Source organism: Motilimonas cestriensis (genome assembly GCF_021295315.1).
GTDB classification, from domain to species: domain Bacteria; phylum Pseudomonadota; class Gammaproteobacteria; order Enterobacterales; family CBDFNC01; genus Motilimonas; species Motilimonas cestriensis.
The window spans coordinates 1-24,795 of sequence record NZ_JAIMJA010000016.1 but is presented as its reverse complement, the minus strand read 5'-3'; the positions used below and the strand labels follow the sequence as shown (position 1 = coordinate 24,795).

Sequence of the window (24,795 nt, the reverse complement as noted above, 5' to 3'; positions counted from 1 at the left end):
TAAGTCAAATGCCGCTGACTTAATCAAGGATTAAGTATTTAGTATGAGCTAAATACTTGCGGATTTTGATTCGTCCGGTGCTTGTTCTTGTTCTGCCAGTTTCTTTGCTCTGAGTTCTGCGATAGCGCGATCTTGATTTAATTTACGACGACGATTGAGCAGGGCCAGCTGCGCCGCGAGCGCGCCAATGAGCGCGCCAACAAGAATATCTTCCGGTCGTTGTAACCCCATTAATAAACGGCTAAAAATAGCCACGCCAGCCCAGCCTAAAATAACGAAACCAGTGATGGTTTGTTGGCGAGCAAAGAACAAGGTCGCAAAATAGAGGGCGATCATCATGCTACCAATAGCATGCGCAGAAGGCATGGCATAACTGGTCTCGATCACCCATTCGGATTTAACGTACTCAGGCACGCCATGGGCTTGGACTAATGCATTGGACATTAAGGTGTGTTTTTCAGCCATCGGCTGTTGATAGTATTCGGCAGATAATAAACCTGCATTCACTAAATCCACTACGTTAGGGCGAGGTTGTTCGGCAATAAATTGCAATCCCCAGCCGAGTAATAAGGCAATGGTAAGCAACGGAAAAGCACAATAAAACACCCGCCAACATTCTTTTGCGGTGGTGGCGTAATGAATTGATAAAAAAATGAGAGGGATAAATATCCCTTGGGTAGAACCTAAAAAACTAAAAGAAACCAGTGTATTACCAATAAGTTCCTGTTGAGGAATAAAATCAAACCAAGAGAATTGGAATAGATAGCTCAGCAAAGAGAGGCTAAGCAAACTAAAACTAAATAGAACAGAAAAGCGCATCGTGTTTCCAACTTCGGGTGTGGTTTTACAAAAGAGAGGTAGTGTAAACGGGGTTGCGATGAGACTCAAATTAGAATAATAACATCATCAGCGGACGGCTAATTAGTGGTAAGCCCAGCTGCAAGGAGAAGCAAAATGACATATTGTAAATTTCATATGGGTCAGCTTGTCGATCATCAAGTGCATGGATATCGTGGCGTGGTTTACGGTGTTGATGCCACTTTTAATTTAGCGGAGCAACAATATCAACATTTAATTAATGCGCAGGTGGAAATGCTACAACCTTGGTATTTAGTCATGGTTGATGGCTCTAATAAGCTCGCTTATATTGCAGAGTCGAATTTGTTAGTGAGCACCGATCATGAGCATATTGAACATCCCATGCTCGCATTGGTTTTTACTCACTTTAACGGTGAGCGTTATTTCCTTAATGAGTCGATTCATTAAGTGCGCTAAATCCCCATGCTGGGCAGTGGTTTAGATGTAAATTGCTGTTTTGTTAGCCACTTCCCTGTTTCTTGCCGCGTTTTGTTGTACCCTATCACGCTCAAATTAGCACTGGGCGTGTCACCCTACTGCTAATGTACAAATTATAAGAAGAGGAGCCTAAGGTCGACAGACCCTAGCGCTATCCGTAGGGATATATTAGATGGACGATAAAATTACAAAAGATCCCGCCTTTTTGGATCTGTTAGGGCAAGGGCAACCGTTACAAGCACAAAAGTACTTGGTCGACACGTATCAGTTAGAAGTTGTTGATGCTTCACTTCGTGTTCGAGCAATGCAATCGATAAGTCATACTACACTTAAAGGTCGATTTTATCGCTTATGCTTACGCGTGGGGCAAATTGCCGGGTTGGCAATGTTTGCGCTCGCTATTTATTGTTTATTGCATTTAGGTGCGGTGAATAAAACAACAGAGAATATTCAAGATTGGCCTCGAGTAACCGCCGATCAGTGGCAACGCCAAGGCGATAAAGTAGTGTTCCTTTATCAAGTCGCGAGTGAAGAGTACCGCACTGAACAGGCGCGTCGTCCGGCATTAAATGTGGCGACGGGGTTGGCTGAAACGACAGGGCAGCCTTTAGTGGTGGCTTATCAGGCTGACCAGCCTAGTGTTGCTTATCTTTATGCTGGCAGTAGTTTGTATACGAGTGCGATATTGTTATTAATTATTGGTTTATTGTTATTAGCACTGTGTCAGGTGTCTTTGTGGCGGCATAAGCGGAAACATCGTCGTCCATAACTCCTGAAAGTAGGGGCGTGTTTGCAGTTAATGTGTAGATTAGATCGAAAAGTTAAACCGGCACGCACTGTAACTTTTTCGGTTTGTAGTGCTGGTGAAAGGCCATAACATTGGTTTGGTAGGCTGGTTTATGGAGATAAAACCCCTGAAACCAATGGCAGCCATAAGATTTTAATAATTCATGCTGCGCCTGTGTTTCTACTCCTTCTGCTAATGTTTCAACCGCAAGAGCTTTGGATAGTTCGACAATGGCCTTTATAAAGGCATGGCCGGCACTTGATTGGTCGAGCTGTTCAATAAAGCTGCGATCAATTTTGAGGCCATCAACAGGTAGCCTATGCAAATAGCTGAGCGATGAATAGCCAGTGCCAAAGTCATCAATCCATAAGGTAAAGCCTGCCGCTTTGAGTTTAGCCAGCTGTTGGCAGCAAAAATCGATGTCCGTTAATAATTGTGTTTCGGTGATTTCCAGAATGATTCGATTGGCTTTAACGTGGTATTCACTCAAGCTAAACAGTAATAGTTCAGCCAGCTCGGGATTATTTAATAAGCACGCGGCGACATTGATTGATATTTTAAAGTCTTCTTGCTCATCGGTGAGTAACTCTTCAAACGCGGCGCAACTTTGCTCTAATACATACAAGGTGAGGTCTTCAATTAATACTGGGAATTGTTCTGCTATTGGAATAAATTGTGCCGGTGAGACAGCGCCGAGCTTATGGTGATTCCAGCGTACTAAAGCCTCGACTCCGACCATGCTGTTGTCGGGATCAAAAATCCCTTGGTAGAGCACGTAAAGTTCGCCCTTATCAATCGCTAATTGCAGTGATTTTTTCAATGTTTCTGGCTGCCACTCGTTTTGATTACCGCCAGCGATATAGTGAGTGTATTTGTTTTTCCCCTCGTACTTCGCGGTATGCATCGCGATCGATGCGGCTTTTAATAAGCTATCAAAGTCGTTTCCGTCTCGTGGTCGAGAGGAAATGCCTATGCTCATGGTGAGTTGGTGGGCGCTTTTTTTGGTATTGAGTGCTTGTTGTGAAAGGGCTAGCAGTTCCCTCGCAATTTGTGTACTGATTGCTTCACTTTGCTCTTGAGCGACGACTAATAAAAATTCATCTCCTGATACACGCGCAATTAAGGCTGTTTGTTGATATTTGCGCACTAGCTGCGTCAGCCGCTGAGCAAAGGTGCGCAAGGTTTCATCACCTTCTTTATAGCCCATGGTGTCATTGATACGCTTGAAGCCGTCTAAGTTGATAACCGTTAGGCTTGCCTGTGCTCCTGCTTTTTCACTGAGCAATAATTGTGAATGATGAAAACAGCCTTCACGATTATAAAGGCCAGTGAGTGGGTCATACCAAGCTAGCTGTGACATATCATTGTAGCTGTCCACTAGATTGTTACGCATTTGCTGTAATGAGCGCGACAGCTCCCCTAATTCATCGCTGCGCTCAAGCGCCAGGCTTACCTCTAAATCGCCTTCTCCGAGACGTCGCGAGCGATTGGTTAGTAATCGAATAGGATGAATAAAGTGACTGGTAATCATATAGCTGGCAGCGAGAGCGAGTAGAGTAAAGATCAGGGTGCCAGTAATGGCTTGGATTAAGAACTGGACCGAACTATCACTTAAGCTACGCTCTAGATTACTGTGCAGTAAGCGGGTTTCTTTGGCAGTACTTATCGGGAAACCTATCACTAGCATGGTATGGCTGTCACTACTGGGACTCGGAATAGGGTTGAACAGGTTGACGATGCCATTGGTGACCAGCTCTGACTGGTATTGTAATTTCGGTAGATTATGGGGCCATAAATTTTCTTGTTGCTGATAGGGGCCGATTAGGTGGCCATTTTGATCATAGATAAATGCGTAGCTTAATTGGTTTTTTTCAACAAGTTTTGCTAAGTTTTGTAAGCTAGATAGTTGATTTATTTGATTTGTCTGGCTGAGCTGAGCCACTAGCAATTGACTGGTGATTTGTCCTTGCTCACGTACTTTGCTAACGAGGGTATCGCTCAGTTGATTTTGTGCGTTGCTACTGAATTCCTCGGCAATATCCTTACTGATATTGGAAAAGATGTAGATAAATAAGCACAGTAAAACACCTGTTAAGCCGAGTAAGGTTAAGCTATATTTGGCTTGTAATGGCAGGTCTTTTTTTAACAACACCATGTCCTTGTGTTAGGGGTAAGTTAATTTTTTATAACGAAACATGACTATTTCAGAGTGAATTCTCTGTTTCGCTGGCAACCTTTGCGTGTTTAACAGACATATTTTTTAGCTGTTTGATATTTATGTCTATATTTAGTTCCCATACAAGTTGTTAATTGTGAGCCCTCGCTGATATTAGCGCTCTACTCTGGATAAATGGGCTGATAAAATTAGCATTATTAATAAGAGCGATGATGGTCACACGCTGTTATTGGTGTATACAATGTCGAAAATCATGTCTACACCGAGTTGCAACCTTCTTGAATGAAAAAGGAACGCCCAGTTGTCAACCGATACGCGTAATCGAATCCTGATCGTAGATGATGAGAAGGTCAACATTAGTATCTTGGTCGAGTTGCTTAAAGACCGGTATGACACTGTGGTGGCTAAAAATGGTGAGCAAGCACTGCGGCGCGTGCTTGAACACAAACCTGATCTCATTCTATTAGATATAGTGATGCCCGGGATGGACGGCTTTCAAGTTTGCAAAGCCCTTAAACGTAATCCTGAAACCGCTGATATTCCAGTTGTTTTTATTACCGCTAAAGATTCGGAAAATGATGAAGAGGAAGGCTTAAATGTTGGCGCTATTGATTATGTGACCAAGCCATTTAGCAGCGCCATTATTCGTGCTCGCGTGCATAATCACCTAGAGTTAAAACGGCGCGGTGATTTGCTTAAAGCGTTAAGTTCGATTGATCCCTTAACTGAAATTGCCAATCGGCGTCGGTTGGATGAGTTTCTGGCTTTCCAATGGCAGCAACTGAAACGTTCTGGTGGCATGCTGGCTATGTTGTTACTCGACATTGATTACTTTAAGGCATTCAATGATCATTATGGTCACCAGCAAGGGGATGAGTGCTTAGTTCACGTTGCTAAAATACTGAGCGCTCTGCCGCTACGAAATGTTGATTTAGTAGCGCGTTATGGCGGTGAAGAATTTGTTATTGTGCTGACATTGACTGAGTTATCGGTCATCGAAAAGGTAGCCTTAAGTGTGCAACAAGCGTTGCAAGCGGATCCGGTTAAACATGGCTATTCACTCGTTGCGCCCAATGTGACAGTGAGCATTGGCGGTGCGGGTGTATGTCCCAGCCAAGGTGGCTCGGTGGCGTTATTATTTAATCAAGCAGATGCTGCGTTATATCAAGCCAAGGATCAAGGGCGTAATCGTTTTGTGTTGGCCGATTTTCAGGATGAAAGGTAATTTATGATGTTGCGACTGACCCGCTCCCTTGCAATGAAAATGCTGACTATTTTTATTGCAACGGCTGCGGTTGGCTTAACCCTATTGTTTGCTATTTTAGAGTATCGTCATTATGTCAATGAACGAGAATCTCTGCACAGTCATCTCGATCAGCTAGTGTCCGTTCAGTCTGAAGCACTAGGTTCTCATATGTGGAATTTAGATAATCAGGCGTTAGAGCTTGCGTTAAGCTATATCGCTTCCGACGAAGCTTTTGTATCGGCGGTGCTAACGGATGAGCTCAATAATGTGCTGTTAGAAATTGGTGAGCAAGAAGTAGAGCACCAAGGCCATATCAGTATCATGAAGCATATTCGTTACGAATATGGGAACGACTCCCTCGTGATGGGAGCATTACGCGTGGTGTTTCGCGATGACACCATCCGCAGTAAAAGTTATCAGCGCATCAAGTCGGATGTGGTGATGCTGGTGGTGTTTATTTTGCTCATTGCCGGAGTGTCATTACTCAGTACTCATCGTATGCTGGGGATTCCTTTGCGGCGCTTACTTGAATCAATTAATGGCATGTCTGTCGGCCAAGGCATTAAAACCGTTAGCTGGCAGTCGCGTGATGAGCTGGGTCAGGTGATCGCGGCTTATAACCGCATGATAGTGCAGCGTGAAATAGATGAGCGCCGCATTCGTGAAGGTGAAGTGCGCACCCAAGCTATTTTGAATAACGCCAGCGCGCTGTTTTATTTGAAAGACACCAATAACCGTTTTGTATTCGTTAACCGTAGTTTTGAACGGCTGTTTGGCGTTAAGAGCCAAGAAGTGATTGGAAAAACAGCTGATGAAGCCTTTTCCGATGCAGCGCATCGATTATTTTTTATTGGCGATAAAAGTATTCTCACGCAAAATCAAGGCGATGAGATGGAAGTTGAGCTGGATAACAATGGTCAGCAGCTTACTTTCTTACGTAGTCGTTTTGCCCTATTTGATGAAGTTAACACCGTCAGTGGTGTGTGTGGCACGGCATCTGATATTACCGAACGTAAAAGCATGGAGCTGGCGTTGCGGGATAATGAAGCGCGTTTACGTAATGTGTTAGATCTCAGCCCTATCGGTGCGGGTATTGTCCAGCATGAAGGGGGTGGGCTAATTTATTCTAACTCGCAGTTATATGAGCTGTTAGGCGCAGACTTATCATTTCTGCTGACGCCAGGGCAATATCAATTTGGCTGGGTCGATGAAGCGCAGCGCGCGGCTTGCCAATCAGAATTCCAAGCGACGGGTCGCGTTAGGCCGCGAGAAGTGCAGTTAAAGGGTCGCTCTGGACATGTTTTTTGGGCGATCTTGTCACTGGAACGCTTGGTGCAATCTAATCAACAGGGCGTATTACTTTGGTTGTATGACATCAGTGATCGTAAAGCCGCTGAGCAACAACTAGAGAAGCGCGTGTTAGAGCTAGAGGAAGCCCGCCAACGTGCCGAGCAAGCCATGCTTGAGTTGAACATCGCTAAGCTAGACGCCGAGCAGGCGAATCAATATAAGAGTGACTTTTTGGCTAACATGAGCCATGAAATTCGCACCCCGATGAATGCCATTATTGGTTTGAGTCACCTTGCGCTGAAAACGAACTTAGATGAGACGCAGCAAGATTATGTTAATAAAATCCAAGCCTCTTCTCGTAATCTACTCGGTATCATTAACGATATTCTCGACTTTTCAAAAATTGAAGCCGGTAAGCTGGAATTGGAGTCGGTGCCGTTTGAATTGGGCGCAATTTTAGAAGAGATCGCGGCACTGTGTAGCACCAAAGCCGAAGAAAAAGACATTGAGCTACTGGTGCATTGTGAGCCAGATGTGCCTTCTCATTTGATTGGTGATCCACTTCGATTGGCTCAAGTGCTGACTAATTTAACCAGCAATGCGGTTAAGTTTACCGAAACGGGAGAGGTGCTGGTTAAAATAAGCGCCAAGCCGGCTAGTTCAGGAAAAGCCAGACTACTTTTTGCTGTTAAAGACACGGGGATTGGTTTAACAGAAGAGCAGGTTTCGCAATTATTTGAATCTTTTACCCAAGCGGACACTTCCACTACCCGCAAATATGGTGGTACAGGCTTAGGCCTTGCCATTAGCAAGCAGTTGGTAATGAAAATGGGCGGTGATATTTGGGTAACGAGTACGCAAGGTAAAGGTAGTACGTTCTTTTTCTATATTGATTTGCTGGTGGGCGAAGGTGAAGTGAAAAAGGCGCAAGCGAATGCCTTACATGGTAAACGAGTATTAGTCGTCGATGACAATGAAAGTGCGCGCTTGATCTTTTCTGATATGTTGACCCAGTTCGGCATGGAAGTGGATACGCTAGCGTCAGGTGAAGAAGCTATTGAGCATCTGTTAAATAATAAGACCAGTGCTAGCCCCTATGATCTGATTTTGATGGACTGGAAGATGCCGAGTCTAGATGGTATTGAAACTAGCCGGCGTTTAGTCAAAGCCAAAGCCCAGTTTAACTTACCCACCATAGTGATGGTGACATCGTTTGGTCGCGATGATGCATTAGAACAAGCAAAAGGAGCGGGGGTAGTTGACTTAATTACCAAGCCGATTAATCAATCTGTATTGTTTAACACCTTACATAATATTCTGTTAGGGCAGCGCACTGCTAACAACAAACCAGAGCCGCTGGCAACCTCGAGGCTAGAGGGAAGAGTGCTATTGGCAGAAGATAATCTGATTAACCAGCAGGTAGCGAGAGAGCTAATCAAGGCATTAGGCATTACCATCGAGATAGCTTCAAACGGGGTGGAAGCGGTAGCTATGGTTGAACAGCAAGAGTTTGACCTGATCTTTATGGACATTCAAATGCCAGAAATGGATGGCTACCAAGCGACTAAGGTGATCCGTGAACACCATCAAATACCGATTATTGCAATGACGGCCCATGCCATGGCAGGAGATAAAGAAAAGTGCCTGAAACAAGGGATGGATGACTATCTCAGTAAACCAATTGATCCTGATGAACTAAAACGCGTGCTAATTAAATGGTTACCAGTGCCTGTTAAGGATGAACAAGACCTAACTCAGGATGTTGCGCAGGAGGTTACTCGAGATATTATTCAAGAGGTACCTAATGAAAAGCCAAACAAAGCGGCAGCTGGTAAGTTAATAAATGCACCTGAGGACAGTGTTTACCCTTGGTCTGAGCCGCCGCCAGAAGTCAATATTGAAGCGGTCATGAAGCGCTTGGCAGGGAATGCTAACTTGCTGGTGGAGCTGTTGGCTGAATTTGTGAAAGGGCATCAAAACGACTTAGACAATATTAGGCAAGCCCTACTGTTTAATGATGCTGAGCAAGTAAGAAGTATTGTACATGGCCTTAAAGGAGCGTCGGGCAACATTGGCCTGGCTCAGTTACATAAGTTGACTGAGCAGCAAGAGCTACAGTGGCATTCAATGACTGCAACGAATATTGAGCTCTCTGAAGCATTCAGTGATTGTTTATCTTTAACGATAGATAAACTAAAAACTTGGCTGGCATCTGAGCAGCTTACATCCCATTTCAATTCGAGTAATGATGAAGAGCAAAGTGTCTGGCTGGAGTTGCAGCAATTATTGGCTCAATCTAGTGGCGAGGTTCAACAGCGTTGGCAGCAGTTGCGTCCTAGCCTTGTCAAGCAAGCGCCCAAGGTGGCAGAGGAAGTTGATAACTTGATTGATGATTATGAATTTGAAGAAGCAGGACAAATATTAGCTGACTGGCTTGAGGGGTAGCTTGCCGTCAGCCGCGCTGGATATCTTTCAAATGAAGTTGGCGGTGAAGATAAAACGCTCAACTCTGCATCGTAAAGCCGTCCCTCTTTTTAGCGTTAAAAATAAGCCCAGCGTTTGCTGGGCTTAGTTGTTTATGGGGTTGAGCCTATGCTTGGCTTAATGCCAACCCCCGCTTAAAGCACTGCTGTGCTTCGCTAATGACACCTTGCTGTTCTAGTAATAAGCCTAGTTGATAGTAATCGTCTGCATTGGGCGTTAGCTCGATCGCGGCTTGGTAGGCTTTAATGGCCTGCTCAATGTTGCCTGCTTTGAGTTGGCATTGCGCGTAAGCGGATTCTAAGGCTGCGCTGGCTGGGAACTTCTTGCGACCACTTTCTAAGCTATTGATGAGATCTTGGTAGTCGGGTAGCTTTAGCTGATTAATCACCGCCAATATGCTGTTTGGTGCAGACTTTTTGATACCGTTTAGTAAGATAATTTTGGCTGCATCATGATCGTCCAGTGTAATGAGTTGTTCGCCTATTGCAGCGATCAAGCTTGGCTCTGCTTTTAGCTTACGAGACATTTTGTTCCAATAAACTTGCAAGCCATGGCTGCCTTCCTGTTTCGCCAGCTGTTTAAAGATCCCCGCATAGGTGGTCAGCTCTAACTGATCCGCGTCATCATGGGCTAATAATCCTGCTTTGCGCAAACTTGGTAGCAAATCCAGTAGTTTTTGCCATTCATCCAGCTGTTGGTATGTTTCACTAAGTAATTTCAATACTTGTTGGTGCTTGGGCTGTTTATTATGCAGCAGGCTTAACGCGGCATGGGCTTCTTCATATTGGCCTTGACGTAAATGAAATTTGGCTTGAGTTAAGCCGATGGCAAAGCTGTTGTCGCTGTTTTCTTGTGCTTGTTTTAGATAAGTATCACGTTTGGCGTTATCACCTTGCTCTTGCGCCGCTTCTGCAGCAGCAAGATAGTTTAACAGGGGAGTATCGCTATGAGTGGCGGAGTTAGCTGTCAGGCGCTCTGCATTTTTATAATCGCCTTCGGCTAATGCGAGCATGCCAGCGTAAGTATTTTTACGCGCTTTACGTACATTGCGACCACGTAGCCAATTATATGATTGCCTACTGATGCCCAATGTTTTATGCAATAACCACTCAATGCCTAATAATAAGAGGTAAAATAGAACACCAATAATGATGGCTTTGCTGACGCTAGTTTCAATGGTGTAGTCACCCATTGCCACTAACACATAACCTTTACTGCCAGACACTTCAGGGCCAAAAATAAGGCCCGCAATAATAATGGCAACAAGAATCGCCGCTTTAATCATGGCTTAACTCCTGCTTCATTGAATTAGAAAGAGACTTCTTGACGCGGTGATCAATGACGTCTTCCAAAATAGGCTTAGATTTCAGTTGATCCGGGTACTGCACGGTGACCGCCTTCTTGCTTAGCTCGGTGAGGTTTTCCACTAAGTATTGCGTGGTTGGATTGTTTTGATCGTAATACTGATTGATCCAGCTGGCGGCTTTTTCCAGTGATTCGCTATAAATGGCTTGATGTTCGCGATAGACCGCTAACTGGGCTTTGACTAGTTGGTTTTTAATATTCTCTTTTAAATACCAAGCTTGGTCAGGTGCTAATAAGGCTTCTACTTTGCCATCACGGCGTTCAATGGTGATAAAACTGTCGGCAAATGAGCGCCATGATTTTTTCAAGTTTTCTTGCCAATCGTTGATGTCGGACGACAAGGTGTTGTCAGTTTCAGTTAGGACGTCAGGTAGCTTAATTCCAGCAATATTGAGCTCATCGATCTGTTGCTCTAAGCTGGTTAGCTTCAGCACTAAACCGTCTTTATCAAGATCAGGAAGCGCTTCAAGTTGAGAGATATCGTTAATGATGGCTTGGCGTAGCGGGTTTAAACTAGGGTCAGACAGTTCGGTGATCCGTTGGTCTGTCGCCAGTAGTAAAGCGATGCTTGATTTGACATCATGCTCTAACCAGAGTTTGCGGCCTGCCATGCGCATGAGGTATTCAGCTTCCGCTAACATCCAGTCACTAGGGCGGCGTACGTCCATTTCTGCAATGTTGCGTTGCAGGTTGCCGATGTCTTGTTCAATTAATGTCGCTTGTTTAGCTTGAGCCTGCAAGCTTTGCTCTAAGGCTTTATTGCGCTCAGCGGTGGCTTGGTTGAGTGCTTTTAATGCGCCAATATCACGCTGTTGTTGATCAAGGGCTGACGTTATTTGTAATTGTAAGCGGTCTAAAATTTGGTTTTCAAGTTGGTCTAACTGACCTTGTTGATTGGCTAGGCTTTGTTGATGATGCCAATATAACCACGAACTTAACCCGGCGCTGAGTATGATTGCGGCAATGCCTAAGTAGAGGCCGCCTTTACTTGGCTTGCTGCGATCTTGGCTAGTTTTGTCGCTGGCCGATTGAGGCGTCGCAGCCGCTGCTTTTGACGGCGCTTTTTTATTATCGACCTGAGCCTCTGTCTTGGCCTTGTCTTTATTTTCAGGCGCTGACGGCGTGCTTTTGGGATTGGTTGAATTACTGTCTTTAGCGGTCATTGACACCTGTCCTATGTTATTCAATGTTATGAAGGCATTGGATCAAGGCTGATTGGCTGGCGCCTTGAGCGATCCAAACTTTGATAAACCCAGCTTCTCGGGCCAGTTTTGCGATTCTTTGGCTAATTACAATCAAGTTTAGTTTAAACAGCCAGTTACGCTCGTGATTTGGTACAACATTTATCAGGGCGAAAAGTATTTCTCCGCTAGTGATAATAACACTGTTTATGTGATTTTGTTGCCATTTAGTTAGGGTTTCAGATTGACTTAAGGGGATCGGTAGACGTTGATAAGTGCTGACTTCTGTGACCTTCGCTCCTGCTTTTTGTAAGCTTGATGCGATTAAGTCGCGGCCTGCGTTACCTTTGAGTATCAGAATTTCACTCTGGTCGATGGCTTGTAATGCTGGCATGGCGATTAAGCCTTCTGAATCAGCTGACTCGGGGTAACACGCATTCACTTGTGCTAATTGCTGCCAGCAATCTGCCGTGTTTTTGCCGACCGCTAGGTATTGTGCTTGATTGGGCCAGCTGAGATGTTGCTGCTTTAGCCAGTTATTGGCATAGCGCACCGCATTGTCACTAATGGCGATGATAAATTGAAAGCGCGCTAGCTGATGCTGTGACATAGCCAACGATTCAATCTCAGGACTGGCGCTGATTTCGAGCAAAGGTTGGCCGATTGCGAACCAACCTTGTTGCACTAGTGCATCAATCAGCGGCTGCTGGTGTCGCTGCGGCCGCGTGACTAAAATGCGTAAGGGTGTCATGCGTTTTGATAAACCTCTGCGAGAATTTCTTTGGCGCCCGCGTCAAGTAGACTGTTGGCTAACGTTACGCCAAGTTGCTCTGCTTGCGCAATGGGGCCACGGGTTTCACGAAAAAGCATGGTGGTACCATCTGGGCTGCCCACTAAAGCGCGTAAGTAAATCTCTTCGCCTTCTAGCTCAGCATAACTGCCAATAGGCACCTGGCAACCACCCTCTAGGGTGTTGTTAACGGCGCGCTCGGCAAGTACACGAATACGTGTTTCGGGATGATCTAATGACGCAAGCAAGGCGATAGTAGCGTGGTCGTCACTGCGACACTCTATACCTACCGCACCTTGGCCAACTGCGGGTAAACTTTGTTCGGGGCTAATGTAACTAGCAATGCGTTCATCCATCTCAAGGCGTAGTAAGCCAGCTGCGGCCAGAATAATGGCATCGTATTCACCGGCGTCCATTTTACTCAAGCGAGTATTTACATTACCGCGTAAATCTTTCACTACAAGATCAGGACGGCTGGCGCGAATTTGACACTGGCGTCGTAGGCTAGACGTGCCGACCACCGAGCCGGCGGGTAAGTCTTCTATTTTTTGGAAGTTGTTTGATACAAACGCATCGCGTGGATCGCCTCGCTCACAGATGGTGGTTAAGCCTAAACCCACGGGAAACTCCATTGGTACGTCTTTCATTGAATGCACTGCAATGTCTGCTTCGCCAGCCAGCATGGCATTTTCCAGCTCTTTGACAAACAGCCCTTTACCACCCACCTTGGCCAACGGAGTATCTAGGATAATGTCACCCTTAGTGACAAAAGGAAGCAAAATCACTTCAAGGTCAGGGTGAATAGCTTCTAAAGCGTCTTTAACAAATTGTGCTTGCCACATTGCTAGCGGGCTTTTGCGCGTGGCGATACGTAATGTTTGTGTTGCCATGTTCATTCCATTGGTCTGAGTAGGGCTCTGAATGTTATCAAAAACCCTTAAACAACTCATTAAAGCTGCGAATTTATATTTTCATCATTGGGTTGTTTTGATATGTTTCAGCGCGAAAATGTTTTGTTATGGATAGTAAAAGCGGATATTACCAGCACTGATGCTGGTTTTATGAGCGGTTGTATTTACCAATCACTAATATACTGTTAACATGATCACACTTTTTGTGTGGTCTTAAGTTGACTCAATGAGTGGCTCGTAAGGGCTTGGTGAGTGGGTCATACTTTTTAGAAAGGGTCATTTTTTGCAGCAGCTAGAAGCATTACAACAACGTGCAGATGAATTTAATCTTTTGCGTTTACAATATGCGCGGGATGCATTACCGGCGCAAGGTCGTTATGTTTTTAACTTTATCCCTGTGTTACTGCATTATAATAATCCGCTTTTGCCTGGCTTCGTCAGTGGCGAAGTGCCTCATGGTATTGCCGCCTTCGAACCTTCTTGTGAACAACGTAATTTCGTTCAAGACTTATCCCTAACCGCTAATTGTGACGCCAATATTGATGTAAATGAAACTACTATCCTAGGTTTATATACCATGGGCAGCACCTCATCTATTGGTCAGTGTTGTGACAGTGATTTAGACATTTGGATTTGTCATCGTCATGAGCTTAGTCGTGAGCGCCGTTTATTGCTTGAGAATAAATGTTTATTGATCACCCAGTGGGCCGAAACCCGCGGCATTGAAGTTAACTTTTTTTTGGTTCCAGACAATAAATTCCGTGTCCAAAACAGCGCTCATCTTAGTAAAGAAGGTTGCGGCAGTGCATCTCACCTATTGCTGCTGGATGAGTTTTATCGCAGTGCTCTGTGTATCGCGGGCAAGCCTTTGCTATGGTATATGATCCCAGCTGAACAAGAAGGTAATTACGACGAATATGTAGCCCAGCTGGTGGCGCAGAATAAAATTAATTTAGATGATTGGCTTGATCTGGGCGGTTTTGGCCGGATCCCTGCCGAAGAGTATTTTGGCTCTAGCTTATGGCAGCTCTATAAGGGAATTGATAGCCCTTATAAAGCGGTGATTAAAACCTTGCTGATGGAAGCCTATTCTTGGGCGTATCCCAATACCGAGTTGATTTCAGTTCGCGCTAAAAAAACGTTCCATCAGCAAAGTTTTTACGACAAAAAGTTAGATGCCTATTGGTTGATGCTGAATCAGGTCACGGAGTATCTCGAAGCTACCAACGATCATAAGCGCTTAGATTTAGCTCGACGCTGTTTTTATCTCAAAACCTGTGACCGCTTATCTCAACTAGCTAAAGAAGACGAACCTGCTTGGCGTCGAAATTCATTGCAAGAAATTGTCTCGCAATGGCAATGGAGTGAGCAAGTATTGCTGCACTTAGACAATCGTGAAAACTGGAAAGTGCAAGAAGTGCGCGGCGCCCATGGCGAGCTACTCGAAGCACTTATGGTAAGTTATCGTAACTTGATCCGCTTTGCCCGCCGCAACAATATTGGTGAATGCATTAACCCTGAAGATATCGGTATTTTGTCTCGCAAATTGTATGCTGCATTTGAAAGCTTACCGGGTAAAGTGGCATTGATTAATCCCAGTATTTCACCTGATTTGTCAGAGCCAAATTTGAGTGTGGTGCAAGTGCCAGAAGGGCGCTCTAATCCAGAAGGTTGGTACTTATATAACTCCACCTTAGAGTCTAAAGCTATCTTGGGGCGCGCACCTTTAGAGCATAGTCCGTATTTATCGAAGTTGATTGCTTGGAGTTACTTTAACGGTTTACTGGTAAAGAACACTAAGTTGCATTTGTTCAACCAAGGCTCAGACTTAGTACAAGAGAATTTCTTACAGTTTAGCCAAGATTTGGCGCAGACATTTAAAGTAAAAGTTTCTAATGCCACCAACCTCGCCTTGAGCCGTCCTTGTGAAATTCGCCATTTGAGTATTTTTCTCAATTTAGAAAACGATCCAACCTGTCATTGGGCTAACAAGGTGATTGAGTTTGATGTCAACGCCAGTGATGTTTTTTCTTTTGGTGCCAATAAAGAATGCTTAGTGGGCAGTGTTGATCTGGTTTATCGCAACTCTTGGAATGAAATTAGAACCTTGCACTTTAATGGCGAGGAGAGTGTGGTGGATGCGTTGAGTACCATTTTAGGTAAAATGCACAACGACGCCGCTTCACCCGATCGCATTGATGTGTTCTGTTATGCGCAGCATTTTCGTGGTTTGATCCGTAATCGATTCCAACAGTTAGTGGCGGAGAGTATTAGCACTAGGCTGAATTCTGAACGAGACCAAGCGGTGAAAACCTTAGTGGTGGGTAGTCAAAAGTTTGGTGTGTTTTACGAGCGCCGTGGTGTGTCAGTGAAAAAACTGGAAAATGCCATCGACTTTTACAGTCAAATTGCCGATACCAAGCTGGAGCGAATGCCGCTGCGCTTGGATAAAACCCATCACACCAAAACCCCTGAAATTGTCGCTTCTCATTCCAGCGAAGGGCTAGTGCAGTTCTTTTTTGAAAACCACGATACTGGCTTCAATATCTATATTGTTGATGAAATAAATCGAGTGGAAACTTACCAGCACTTTAGTGGCAACAAAGAGGAGTTGGTGCAAGGCGTGAACCGTTTTTACACCTCTGCCCATTCCCGTCAAGATGATAAATCGATGATTAACTTCAACTTACCTCAATTTTACGAGATTGTGAGTGATGCCAATGGTGAATTGGAGTTGTTGCCTTATCGCTCGCCAGCCATGACCAGCGAACCGATAAAGCAATTTAGTAGCGCTTCTTAATTTTAGGCCTATGGCGTTAACACATTTATATCGCAGACCCTAAGCGTTGCTTTAGCCAGTAGCTAATATCAGCAATTTGCTGCGCGCACAGGCTGTGCCCCATACGGTAGGTTTGCCATTTTACGCTAAAGCCTTGTTCGCTTAAGGTTTGTTTTGCTTGTTTGGCAGTCTGTAGTGGCACCACCTCATCAAACTCACCATGATGCATCAAGAACGCTGTGTTTTGATTAGCTGACGTTTTCTCTTTACTCAGCAGTTCTGGTTTACACATATAAGTGGATAATGCCATCACGCCAGCCAAGCGATGTTGGCTACGGCAGGCTAAATGCAGTGCGATCACGCCACCTTGTGAAAACCCAGCCATCACGATGTTCTCTGGCCTAATGCCTTGCGTTATTTGCTGCTCAATTAATTCGCTGACTAACGCCATGGATTCGAGCACACCTGTTTCATCGGCGCGATTATTTAAGTCCATGGTCTTAATATCATACCAAGCGCGCATGGTTTGCCCTTGGTTCACGGTGACCGCGCGCATTGGGGCATGAGGAAAGATAAAGCGGATCCCATGCTGCTTTGGCAATTTCAGCTCTGGCACAATAGGAGCAAACCCTGCGCCTGAGTCGCCTAGGCCGTGTAACCAAATCACACAAGCTTGTGCTTCACTGGCTGGCTCTATCGTGATGGCATCAAGCATTACTTAGGTCAACCTTGATACCAGATTGCTTTTCAATTGCTGCACTCAGGAAGCTTAAAAGCTCGCCGCCTTCACGGTTATCAACCCAAGGGCCGTCTTTGTATTCAAAATGATGGCCGTTAAATTTGGTGGCTACCCAAATCTGATGCAGTGGCTCTTGACGGTTGATGATGATTTTAGAGCGGTCAGCAAATTCAAGCTCAAGCACGCTGCCATTGATTTCCCACTCAATATCGTCCTCGTATGGGTCGACCTTTTCTGTCAGTAGTTGGTAAAAATCATCGGCTAAACGGTGAAATTCAGTATCATTCATTGCGTAATCCCTATTGCTTTTATCATGGTGAATGCGATTATAGTGTTCATAACCGAATTAACATAGAGTCTATCATGACCAGAGTAAACCAAATGGCCTTTGGTTTAGGCTTGGTTTTACTGCTTGCCGGATGTGGTGTCAAGGGCCCGTTGTATTTACCAACCCCTGAGCCTCAGCCGGAATCGACACTGGAGCCAACGCCAATGCCGACAGCAGATGTAACCAATAATAACGAAACAGATCAATCTAAGTAGGGGTAGAGCTTTGGACTTTTTTAATTATCAGGAAGATGGCCGTCTTTTCGCGGAAGACCTAGCGGTAGAAGACGTTATTAAGCAAAGCGGTACGCCTGCTTACATTTATTCTCGTGCCACTATCGAGCGCCATTGGCATGCTTTTGACCAAGCGGCGGGCGATCATCCTCATATGATTTGTTACGCTGTTAAGGCGAACTCAAACTTAGGTGTATTGAATCTGATGGCTAAATTGGGCTCGGGTTTCGATATTGTCTCGGTCGGTGAATTATTAAGAGTATTAAAAGCCGGTGGTGATCCACAAAAAGTGGTGTTTTCTGGCGTCGGTAAAACAGAGTTAGAAATTCGTACTGCGTTAGAAGCTGGCATCTACTGTTTTAACGTTGAGTCTGAAGGCGAATTATTACGCATTAATGAAGTTGCCGCTCTTATGGGTAAAAAAGCGCCAGTTTCTATTCGCGTCAACCCTAATATAGATGCCGGTACGCACCCTTATATTTCTACCGGCTTAAAAGAAAACAAGTTTGGTATCGATATTGAAAAGGCGTCCGCGATTTATCAAATAGCCAGTGCGTTAGAGAATATTGAAGTAAAAGGTGTCGATTGTCATATTGGCTCTCAGCTAACAGAAATCGAGCCCTTTATTGAAGCCATCGATAAGCTATTAGTATTGATTGATAACTTAAAATCTAAAGGCATTGAAATTAGCCATTTAGATGTTGGTGGTGGTTTGGGTGTGCCTTATAACGGTGAAACCCCGCCACAACCAGCCGAATACACAAAAGCGCTGAAGGCTCGATTAGGCGACCGCAAGCTGAAGCTATTATTTGAGCCGGGCCGTGCGATCATGGCTAATGCAGGCATCTTGGTGTCTAAAGTAGAATTCTTAAAGCTGACTGAGCACAAAAACTTTGCCATTGTTGATGCTGCGATGAATGATTTAATTCGTCCTGCTCTTTACAGTGCTTGGCAGCGTATCGAGCCGATGAACTTGCATGCCGATCGGGAAACCCGCAACTATGATGTAGTGGGTCCGATTTGTGAAACGGGTGATTTCTTAGGTAAAGATCGTGACTTGGCGATTGCTGAAGGTGATTACGTCGTGGTGCGCAGTGCCGGCGCTTATGGCTCGACCATGGCATCAAACTACAATAGCCGTTGTCGCCCAGCTGAAATTATGGTCGATGGGGATCAAGCTTACCTAGTGCGAGCGCGTGAAACTCATGAAGACCTGTGGAAAGGTGAAAACGTTTTACCTTCCTAAGGAACGAAATTAGATGTTAGTAAATTTTTCGAAAATGCACGGCTTGGGCAACGACTTTATGGTGGTTGATAATGTAACCCAAAATGTGTTCTTTTCTAATGATGCGATCCGCCGTTTGGCGGACCGTAACTTTGGTATTGGTTTTGACCAGCTGTTAATTGTTGAGCCGCCATATAGTCCCGATTTAGATTTTCATTACCGCATTTTCAATGCCGATGGCAGTGAAGTTGAACAATGTGGTAACGGCGCGCGTTGCTTTGCCCGTTTTGTGCGCATGAAAGGTTTGACTAATAAAAAGCGTATTGGCGTCAGTACCGCTAAAGGGCGAATTGAGCTGATAGTGCAGCCAGATGGCAATATCACTGTAGACATGGGTAAGCCGGTATTTGAGCCTGCTAAAGTGCCATTTAAAGCGCAAAGAGAAGAAAAAACTTACTTAGTGCTTACTGAGGAAGGCGCCACTATGTGTGGTGTGGTGTCGATGGGCAATCCACATTGTGTGGTATTAGTTGATGATGTCGATACTGCACCGGTAGAGATATTGGGTCCCTTGTTAGAAAAGCATGAGCGTTTTCCGCAAAAGGTAAACGTGGGCTTTTTACAGGTGGTCAATGAAGGCTTAGGCAAGCTTCGGGTATGGGAGCGCGGTGCTGGGGAAACGTTAGCTTGTGGCTCTGGTGCTTGTGCTGCCGCGGTGATTGGTCAACTGCAAGGTAAGCTTGGACCAAAATGTACTTTAGAGTTACGTGGTGGCAAGTTGTCTTTTGAGTGGCAACCGGGCGGCTCAGTGATGATGACTGGCGCGGCAGAGCATGTGTTTGACGGACAAATTCAAATATGAGTGACAGTAGTATTGCGCCGCATCAGGTTGCATTAGATGAAGAAAATGTGGCGCAATTTTTAGCGAACTCACCCGAGTTTTTTTTACGCCACCCTGAATTATTAAGCTCGCTAACCTTGCCTCATGAAGAACATGGCACGGTGTCGTTGGTGCAAATGCAAATGCAACGCCAACGGCAAAAAATCAGCCAGCTTGAAGAAGAAATTACTCAGTTGATGTCGATAGCGACTCACAATGAGAAAATTTCGCGTACTTATGGTGATTTATATCCTGAGTTAGTACAAGCAGAATCCTTGGTTCAGTTAGTGCGGATTTTAGGTCGGGTTTTTCGTGAACAATTACGGTTAAACGCGTTTGCGATCAAATTGGACACGGATTACTTTGATTTGCCAGCGCAGCATGCCATTTATAGCCTAGATAAATCGACGTTAGACGGTTTACGAGCGCAGCGGATCCGCAACGAAGAGCACTATTTTGGTCGTATTGATCAAGCAGATAAAAATGCCATTTTTGGTGAAAAGGCTTTAGTTAACTCCGTTGCTTTAATTGAGCTCGGAGAGCAAGGCTGTCTGGGTATCTTGGCGGTCGGTAGTGCTAACGCGAATCACTTTGTGCCAGAAATGGATACCTTGCTGTTAGACCAGCTCTGCCATATCGTGGCTATTTTATTGCCGCGGCTGGTAAAAGTTAAAACCGACAGCGCGTAACGTCATTCCAAATAATGAGGTGTGTCATGCAAGAGTGGATGGATGCGTTTTTGCAACACCTCAAGTCCGAACGTCAGTTAAGTCCTCATACCCTCCAGAACTACCAGCAGCATTTAGTGCAGTTTATGGCTTTATTGGCCGAGCGAGAAGTAACCTCTTGGCAGCAAGTTGATGCACAAATGGTGCGCTTATTGATTGCTAAGCTGCATAAAAAAGGCATTAGCTCTGCCAGTATCGCCACTAAATTGTCTGCTTTACGCAGTTTCTATGAGTTTGCATTGCGCCAAGATTGGTTGGTGATTAACCCCTGTAAAGGGATTAGCCCGCCGAAACAAGGCCGACCGCTGCCGAAAAACCTCGATGTTGATGACATGCTGCGCTTGCTTGATTTAGATACCAACGACCCGTTAGTTATCCGTGATAAAGCCATTATGGAATTAATGTATTCTTCTGGTTTGCGCTTAAGTGAGCTGGTTAATCTTGATCTAACGTCAATAAAGTTAGATGAGCGCCAGGTGCGAGTGATCGGTAAAGGTAACAAAGAGCGTATCTTGCCGGTGGGTCGCCAAGCGGTCGACAGTATTCGGGCTTGGTTAGTGGTGCGCGGTGAATATGCCATGAGCGATGAGCCAGCCTTGTTTTTGTCGAAACGTAAACAACGTATTTCCGTGCGCAGTGTGCAAGCAAGAATGGAGCAGTGGGGCTTAAAGCAAAGTTTAAATAGCCATGTTCATCCTCATAAGCTGCGTCATTCTTTTGCCACCCATATGCTTGAGTCCAGTGGTGACCTACGCGCGGTGCAAGAGTTACTTGGCCACGCCAATATTGCCACCACGCAAGTTTATACCCATTTAGACTTTCAACATCTAGCGAAGGTTTATGATAATGCTCACCCAAGATCAAAGCGAAATAAAGAGTCTGAATAATGAAATGTTACCGCCGTTTAAAGCCTTTCAAAGCCATCAGTTTTGACCTCGATGACACCTTATACGACAACCGTCCGATCATCATAAAAGCCGAGCAACAAAGCTTTGATTATTTACGTCAGCAAGATCCAAGATTAGCGCGATTGACCAAGCAACAATGGTTTGATTACAAGCAACAAGTGCTTGCTGTTGATGGCAGTTTAATTGGCGATGTAACCGCGTGGCGTTTGGCGGCGTTGCAAGCCATCTTTGTTGAACTGCAACTGAGCGACCCGCAGCAAATGGCACAGCAAGCGTTTGAGTATTTTTTACATGTGCGCAGTGATTTTACCGTGCCCGCCGCAAGCCTTGATGTACTTAACCAGTTGGCCCAAGTCTATCCAGTGATCGCGATTACTAACGGCAATGTGAATTTAGCGCAGATAGGTTTAGAGCATGCGTTTAGCTTGGTATTAAAGGCGGGTGATGGCTTAAGGGCGAAACCCCATGTCGATATGTTTGCTTATGCGGCAAACCATTTAAATATTGAAATAGCCGATATTTTACACGTTGGCGATCATCTCACGACCGATGTATTGGGCGCCAAAGCAAATGGCGCGCAAGCTATCTGGTTTAATGATCAAGGGCATCAGTTGCGCACTCATCAAGATAGCCGCATGTTGCCTGATATTGAAATGACACACCTTAGCCAGTTATTACACCTGCTTTAATCATATATTCCCTGCCAGCGGAGAAATTCGCATCTTTGGCTGGTTTGGGTATAATCCCTTTATTACTGAATAAATAAACAGTGCTTTTATGAATCCTGAACTCTTGCTCGACGGTCTTAACGACAAACAGCGCGCCGTAGTTGCTGCGCCACAATCCAGTAAACTTGTATTAGCGGGCGCGGGCAGTGGCAAAACCCGTGTGCTGGTGCACCGCATTGCTTGGTTGTTACAAGTCGAGCACTGTTCACCTTATTCGGTATTGGCGGTGACTTTTACCAATAAGGCCGCGAAAGAAATGCGTGCTCGAGTTGAGGCTTTGTTAGGCAGTGGTGCGGGCGGCATGTGGATCGGTACTTTCCACGGTTTAGCCCACCGTTTATTACGTGCTCATTATAATGATGTCGGCTTGCCGCAAGATTTTCAGGTGCTCGATTCCGATGATCAATTACGCTTACTGAAACGCCTATGTAAGGGTATGAATCTCGATGATAAAACCTTTCCGCCTAAGCAAGCGCAGTGGTATATCAATGGTAAAAAAGACGAAGGCTTACGCCCTAAGCACCTTGATGCATTTGGTGATGTTATAGAAGGTACTTTTATTAAGATCTATCAGGCGTACCAAGAAGCTTGTGATCGCGCCGGTCTGATTGATTTTGCTGAGCTGTTATTACGTGCCCATGAGCTATTCCTCAACAACCCATTTATTCTCGAGCATTACCAAAAACGTTTTCGCAACGTGCTGGTCGACGAATTTCAAGACACCAACAATATCCAATACGCTTGGCTACGACTTTTAACCAGTAGCGACAATAACCTCATGATTGTCGGCGATGATGATCAGTCTATTTATGGCTGGCGTGGTGCCCGTATTGAAAATATTCAGCGTTTTCTTGATGACAATAAAGGCGCGGAAACCATCCGCCTTGAGCAAAACTATCGCTCAACCGCCACTATTCTAAAAGCCTCAAACAAGCTCATTGCTAATAATAGTGAACGCATGGGTAAAGAGCTTTGGACTGAAGGTGACGCTGGCGAGCCGATCTCGCTATATGCTGGTTTTAATGAAGTGGATGAAGCGCGTTTTGTGGTTGGGCAAATTAAAGAGTGGCGCGATGAAAAAGGCGATTTAAAAGACTGCGCCATTTTATATCGTAACAACGCGCAATCACGAGTAATAGAAGAAGCCCTAATGCAGGCCAGTCTACCGTATCGAATTTATGGCGGTCATCGCTTCTTTGATCGGCAAGAAATTAAAGATGCACTGGCTTATATGCGGGTGATTAATTCGCGCTTAGACGATGCCGCGTTTGAGCGCATCATTAATACCCCAGCACGCGGCGTTGGCGATAAAACCTTAGGCATATTACGTATCGCCGCACGCGATCGCGGCCAAACCTTGTGGCAAACATTGATTCAACTATTAGATGAAAGTGTTTTTGCGGGGCGAGCGTCTACTGCATTAAAAGGGTTTGTCCAGCTGATAAATCAAATGGAACAAGACACCACCGAGTTGCCATTACACGAACAAGTGGATTTTGTGATTTTGCACTCTGGCCTCCAAGCCATGTACTTGGCAGAGAAAGGCGAGAAGGGCAAGGCGCGAATTGAAAACTTAGAAGAGCTGGTCACGGCCACCAAGCAATTTGAAAAGCCGGAAGAAGCCGAAGAAATGTCAGATTTGACCGCTTTCTTAACCCACGCCGCACTAGAAGCGGGTGAACAACAAGCCGATGAATTTGATGATGCGGTGCAAATGATGACCATGCACTCAGCGAAAGGGCTCGAATTTCCATTGGTCTTTGTCGTGGGTGTAGAGGAAGGGATGTTCCCAAGCCAACAATCCGCCGAAGATCCAACACGATTAGAAGAAGAGCGTCGTCTTTGTTACGTAGGCATGACCCGTGCGATGCAGAAACTCTATTTGTGCTACGCCGAAAGCCGTCGTTTATACGGCCAAGAAAAGTTTCATCGCCCGTCACGCTTTCTTAAAGAGTTACCCGCTGAGTGTGTAACAGAAGTGAGATTGAAAACCCAAGTGAGCAGACCAACGCAATTTGGTCGTTTTTCGAACACTTCAGTTAATGAATCGTTTGAAAACACAGGTTTCGCCTTAGGACAGCGGGTCAATCATGTGAAATTCGGCGATGGTACGGTGCTCAATTACGAAGGAAGTGGTGAGCACAGCCGCATTCAAGTGCACTTTGACGACCAAGGTAGCAAGTGGTTAGTCACTTCTTATGCTCGACTAGAAAAGCTATAAGCTGATAAAAGCGCCATTTTTATCAAGTTTAGTGTGGTTTTTGAGCGTTTCGAGGTAAAAACATCAAAAGAGCGATCTTTTTGCAAATTATCTTGATAAAAGGGTTGCGCTGAAATCGAATCTCCCTATAATGCGCAATCACTGAGACGGCACAGCGCAAGGCGCAACGCAACATCAGGTGGTTAAGAAGCTTAGCCTTCTAACCAGAAAAGAAATCGATAATTTAATGCAAATTAACGATTGACTTTCAAACCGGCTGGCGTAGAATGCGCAGCCCTGACGAGGTAAAGCGAAAGCAACCCAGTCAATGTTCTTTAACAATTTAATCATGCAATCTGTGTGAATACTCATGTTGTTTAACTTCGGTTGACAGCGCAATGGTAACGAATCGCCAAAACGATTTATTTATCAATGTTATTTCTGAGTGTTCATATAGAACAAATCGAATATCACTTAGGTGATGTTCAAAACAGAATTCATTGAGCAGGTCTTCGGACCAA

General features: G+C 45.0%; 20 protein-coding genes. 12 read left to right on the top strand and 8 right to left on the bottom strand.

The window, feature by feature from the left end; genetic code table 11:
- Positions 1-48: 48 nt before the first annotated feature.
- Positions 49-819: a phosphatase PAP2 family protein gene (locus K6Y31_RS15085; protein WP_233053783.1), complete on the bottom strand. Its 771-nt coding sequence runs from the start codon at positions 817-819 to the stop codon at positions 49-51.
- A gap of 135 nt (positions 820-954) precedes the next feature.
- On the opposite strand from K6Y31_RS15085, the gene hspQ reads away from it, so the two are divergent.
- Positions 955-1,266 carry a heat shock protein HspQ gene (hspQ, locus tag K6Y31_RS15080; protein WP_233053782.1) on the top strand — a complete coding sequence of 104 codons (312 nt, stop codon included), beginning with the start codon at positions 955-957 and terminating at the stop codon, positions 1,264-1,266.
- A gap of 202 nt (positions 1,267-1,468) precedes the next feature.
- A complete protein-coding gene (locus tag K6Y31_RS15075; protein WP_233053781.1) occupies positions 1,469-2,065 on the top strand; it encodes a hypothetical protein in 597 nt (198 codons plus the stop codon).
- Between the two features lie 52 nt (positions 2,066-2,117).
- Here the strand turns inward: K6Y31_RS15075 and K6Y31_RS15070 are convergent, their stop codons facing one another.
- Positions 2,118-4,232: a bifunctional diguanylate cyclase/phosphodiesterase gene (locus K6Y31_RS15070; RefSeq protein WP_233053780.1), complete on the bottom strand. Its 2,115-nt coding sequence runs from the start codon at positions 4,230-4,232 to the stop codon at positions 2,118-2,120.
- A gap of 328 nt (positions 4,233-4,560) precedes the next feature.
- Between K6Y31_RS15070 and K6Y31_RS15065 the strand changes: the two genes are divergently transcribed.
- The gene (locus K6Y31_RS15065) at positions 4,561-5,484 is read left to right on the top strand and encodes a diguanylate cyclase (protein WP_233053779.1); all 924 of its coding nucleotides are present in this window, start codon (positions 4,561-4,563) and stop codon (positions 5,482-5,484) included.
- Between the two features lie 3 nt (positions 5,485-5,487).
- Positions 5,488-9,240 (top strand): response regulator, encoded by a 3,753-nt coding sequence (locus K6Y31_RS15060; RefSeq protein ID WP_233053778.1) that lies wholly within the window; start codon positions 5,488-5,490, stop codon positions 9,238-9,240.
- Positions 9,241-9,385: 145 nt separating this feature from the next.
- On the opposite strand, the gene K6Y31_RS15055 is transcribed toward K6Y31_RS15060, so the two are convergent.
- The 4 genes from K6Y31_RS15055 to hemC are packed head-to-tail and all read right to left on the bottom strand — an operon-like array spanning position 9,386 to position 13,505.
- Positions 9,386-10,564, bottom strand: coding sequence for a heme biosynthesis HemY N-terminal domain-containing protein (locus K6Y31_RS15055; protein ID WP_233053777.1), 1,179 nt, complete (start codon positions 10,562-10,564; stop codon positions 9,386-9,388).
- On the bottom strand, positions 10,557-11,807 hold the full coding sequence (locus K6Y31_RS15050) for a uroporphyrinogen-III C-methyltransferase (protein ID WP_233053776.1): 1,251 nt from the start codon (positions 11,805-11,807) through the stop codon (positions 10,557-10,559). The genes K6Y31_RS15055 and K6Y31_RS15050 overlap by 8 nt, the downstream gene beginning before the upstream one ends.
- 16 nt (positions 11,808-11,823) lie before the next feature.
- The gene (locus K6Y31_RS15045) at positions 11,824-12,576 is read right to left on the bottom strand and encodes a uroporphyrinogen-III synthase (RefSeq protein WP_233053775.1); all 753 of its coding nucleotides are present in this window, start codon (positions 12,574-12,576) and stop codon (positions 11,824-11,826) included.
- Positions 12,573-13,505 carry a hydroxymethylbilane synthase gene (hemC, locus tag K6Y31_RS15040; RefSeq protein WP_233053774.1) on the bottom strand — a complete coding sequence of 311 codons (933 nt, stop codon included), beginning with the start codon at positions 13,503-13,505 and terminating at the stop codon, positions 12,573-12,575. Before hemC ends, K6Y31_RS15045 begins: the two co-directional genes overlap by 4 nt.
- 304 nt (positions 13,506-13,809) lie before the next feature.
- Here hemC and K6Y31_RS15035 point away from each other — a divergent pair, with 304 nt between their 5' ends.
- Complete coding sequence (locus tag K6Y31_RS15035; RefSeq protein WP_233053773.1) at positions 13,810-16,326, top strand: class I adenylate cyclase; 2,517 nt, start codon at positions 13,810-13,812, stop codon at positions 16,324-16,326.
- A gap of 25 nt (positions 16,327-16,351) precedes the next feature.
- On the opposite strand, the gene K6Y31_RS15030 is transcribed toward K6Y31_RS15035, so the two are convergent.
- Both K6Y31_RS15030 and cyaY read right to left on the bottom strand, forming a co-directional pair.
- Positions 16,352-17,020: an alpha/beta hydrolase gene (locus K6Y31_RS15030; RefSeq protein ID WP_233053772.1), complete on the bottom strand. Its 669-nt coding sequence runs from the start codon at positions 17,018-17,020 to the stop codon at positions 16,352-16,354.
- Positions 17,013-17,333 (bottom strand): iron donor protein CyaY, encoded by a 321-nt coding sequence (cyaY, locus tag K6Y31_RS15025; RefSeq protein ID WP_233053771.1) that lies wholly within the window; start codon positions 17,331-17,333, stop codon positions 17,013-17,015. Before cyaY ends, K6Y31_RS15030 begins: the two co-directional genes overlap by 8 nt.
- 74 nt (positions 17,334-17,407) lie before the next feature.
- Here cyaY and lptM point away from each other — a divergent pair, with 74 nt between their 5' ends.
- From lptM to uvrD, 7 genes are all read left to right on the top strand, one after another.
- A complete protein-coding gene (gene lptM / locus K6Y31_RS15020) occupies positions 17,408-17,587 on the top strand; it encodes an LPS translocon maturation chaperone LptM (protein ID WP_233053770.1) in 180 nt (59 codons plus the stop codon).
- A 10-nt stretch (positions 17,588-17,597) separates the two neighbouring features.
- Positions 17,598-18,851: a diaminopimelate decarboxylase gene (gene lysA, locus K6Y31_RS15015; protein ID WP_233053769.1), complete on the top strand. Its 1,254-nt coding sequence runs from the start codon at positions 17,598-17,600 to the stop codon at positions 18,849-18,851.
- A 13-nt stretch (positions 18,852-18,864) separates the two neighbouring features.
- Positions 18,865-19,692: a diaminopimelate epimerase gene (gene dapF, locus K6Y31_RS15010; protein ID WP_233053768.1), complete on the top strand. Its 828-nt coding sequence runs from the start codon at positions 18,865-18,867 to the stop codon at positions 19,690-19,692.
- Positions 19,689-20,399: a DUF484 family protein gene (locus tag K6Y31_RS15005; protein WP_233053767.1), complete on the top strand. Its 711-nt coding sequence runs from the start codon at positions 19,689-19,691 to the stop codon at positions 20,397-20,399. The genes dapF and K6Y31_RS15005 overlap by 4 nt, the downstream gene beginning before the upstream one ends.
- A 26-nt stretch (positions 20,400-20,425) precedes the next feature.
- The gene (xerC, locus tag K6Y31_RS15000; RefSeq protein WP_345790264.1) at positions 20,426-21,325 is read left to right on the top strand and encodes a tyrosine recombinase XerC; all 900 of its coding nucleotides are present in this window, start codon (positions 20,426-20,428) and stop codon (positions 21,323-21,325) included.
- Complete coding sequence (locus K6Y31_RS14995) at positions 21,325-22,035, top strand: HAD-IA family hydrolase (protein ID WP_233053765.1); 711 nt, start codon at positions 21,325-21,327, stop codon at positions 22,033-22,035. Before xerC ends, K6Y31_RS14995 begins: the two co-directional genes overlap by 1 nt.
- A gap of 88 nt (positions 22,036-22,123) precedes the next feature.
- On the top strand, positions 22,124-24,295 hold the full coding sequence (gene uvrD / locus K6Y31_RS14990; RefSeq protein WP_232802594.1) for a DNA helicase II: 2,172 nt from the start codon (positions 22,124-22,126) through the stop codon (positions 24,293-24,295).
- The last annotated feature ends 500 nt before the right edge of the window (positions 24,296-24,795 follow it).

Bases quoted from the DNA above. Each gene is read 5' to 3' on its own strand.
- K6Y31_RS15055 (WP_233053777.1), bottom strand. From the start codon at position 10,564: ATGATTAAAGCGGCGATTCTTGTTGCCATTATTATTGCGGGCCTTATT.
- K6Y31_RS15005 (WP_233053767.1), top strand. From the start codon at position 19,689: ATGAGTGACAGTAGTATTGCGCCGCATCAGGTTGCATTAGATGAAGAA.
- K6Y31_RS15075 (WP_233053781.1), top strand. From the start codon at position 1,469: ATGGACGATAAAATTACAAAAGATCCCGCCTTTTTGGATCTGTTAGGG.
- xerC (WP_345790264.1), top strand. From the start codon at position 20,426: ATGCAAGAGTGGATGGATGCGTTTTTGCAACACCTCAAGTCCGAACGT.
- K6Y31_RS15050 (WP_233053776.1), bottom strand. From the start codon at position 11,807: ATGACCGCTAAAGACAGTAATTCAACCAATCCCAAAAGCACGCCGTCA.
- K6Y31_RS15030 (WP_233053772.1), bottom strand. From the start codon at position 17,020: ATGCTTGATGCCATCACGATAGAGCCAGCCAGTGAAGCACAAGCTTGT.
- hspQ (WP_233053782.1), top strand. From the start codon at position 955: ATGACATATTGTAAATTTCATATGGGTCAGCTTGTCGATCATCAAGTG.
- K6Y31_RS15085 (WP_233053783.1), bottom strand. From the start codon at position 819: ATGCGCTTTTCTGTTCTATTTAGTTTTAGTTTGCTTAGCCTCTCTTTG.
- dapF (WP_233053768.1), top strand. From the start codon at position 18,865: ATGTTAGTAAATTTTTCGAAAATGCACGGCTTGGGCAACGACTTTATG.
- cyaY (WP_233053771.1), bottom strand. From the start codon at position 17,333: ATGAATGATACTGAATTTCACCGTTTAGCCGATGATTTTTACCAACTA.
- uvrD (WP_232802594.1), top strand. From the start codon at position 22,124: ATGAATCCTGAACTCTTGCTCGACGGTCTTAACGACAAACAGCGCGCC.
- lptM (WP_233053770.1), top strand. From the start codon at position 17,408: ATGACCAGAGTAAACCAAATGGCCTTTGGTTTAGGCTTGGTTTTACTG.
- K6Y31_RS15060 (WP_233053778.1), top strand. From the start codon at position 5,488: ATGATGTTGCGACTGACCCGCTCCCTTGCAATGAAAATGCTGACTATT.
- K6Y31_RS14995 (WP_233053765.1), top strand. From the start codon at position 21,325: ATGAAATGTTACCGCCGTTTAAAGCCTTTCAAAGCCATCAGTTTTGAC.
- K6Y31_RS15045 (WP_233053775.1), bottom strand. From the start codon at position 12,576: ATGACACCCTTACGCATTTTAGTCACGCGGCCGCAGCGACACCAGCAG.
- hemC (WP_233053774.1), bottom strand. From the start codon at position 13,505: ATGGCAACACAAACATTACGTATCGCCACGCGCAAAAGCCCGCTAGCA.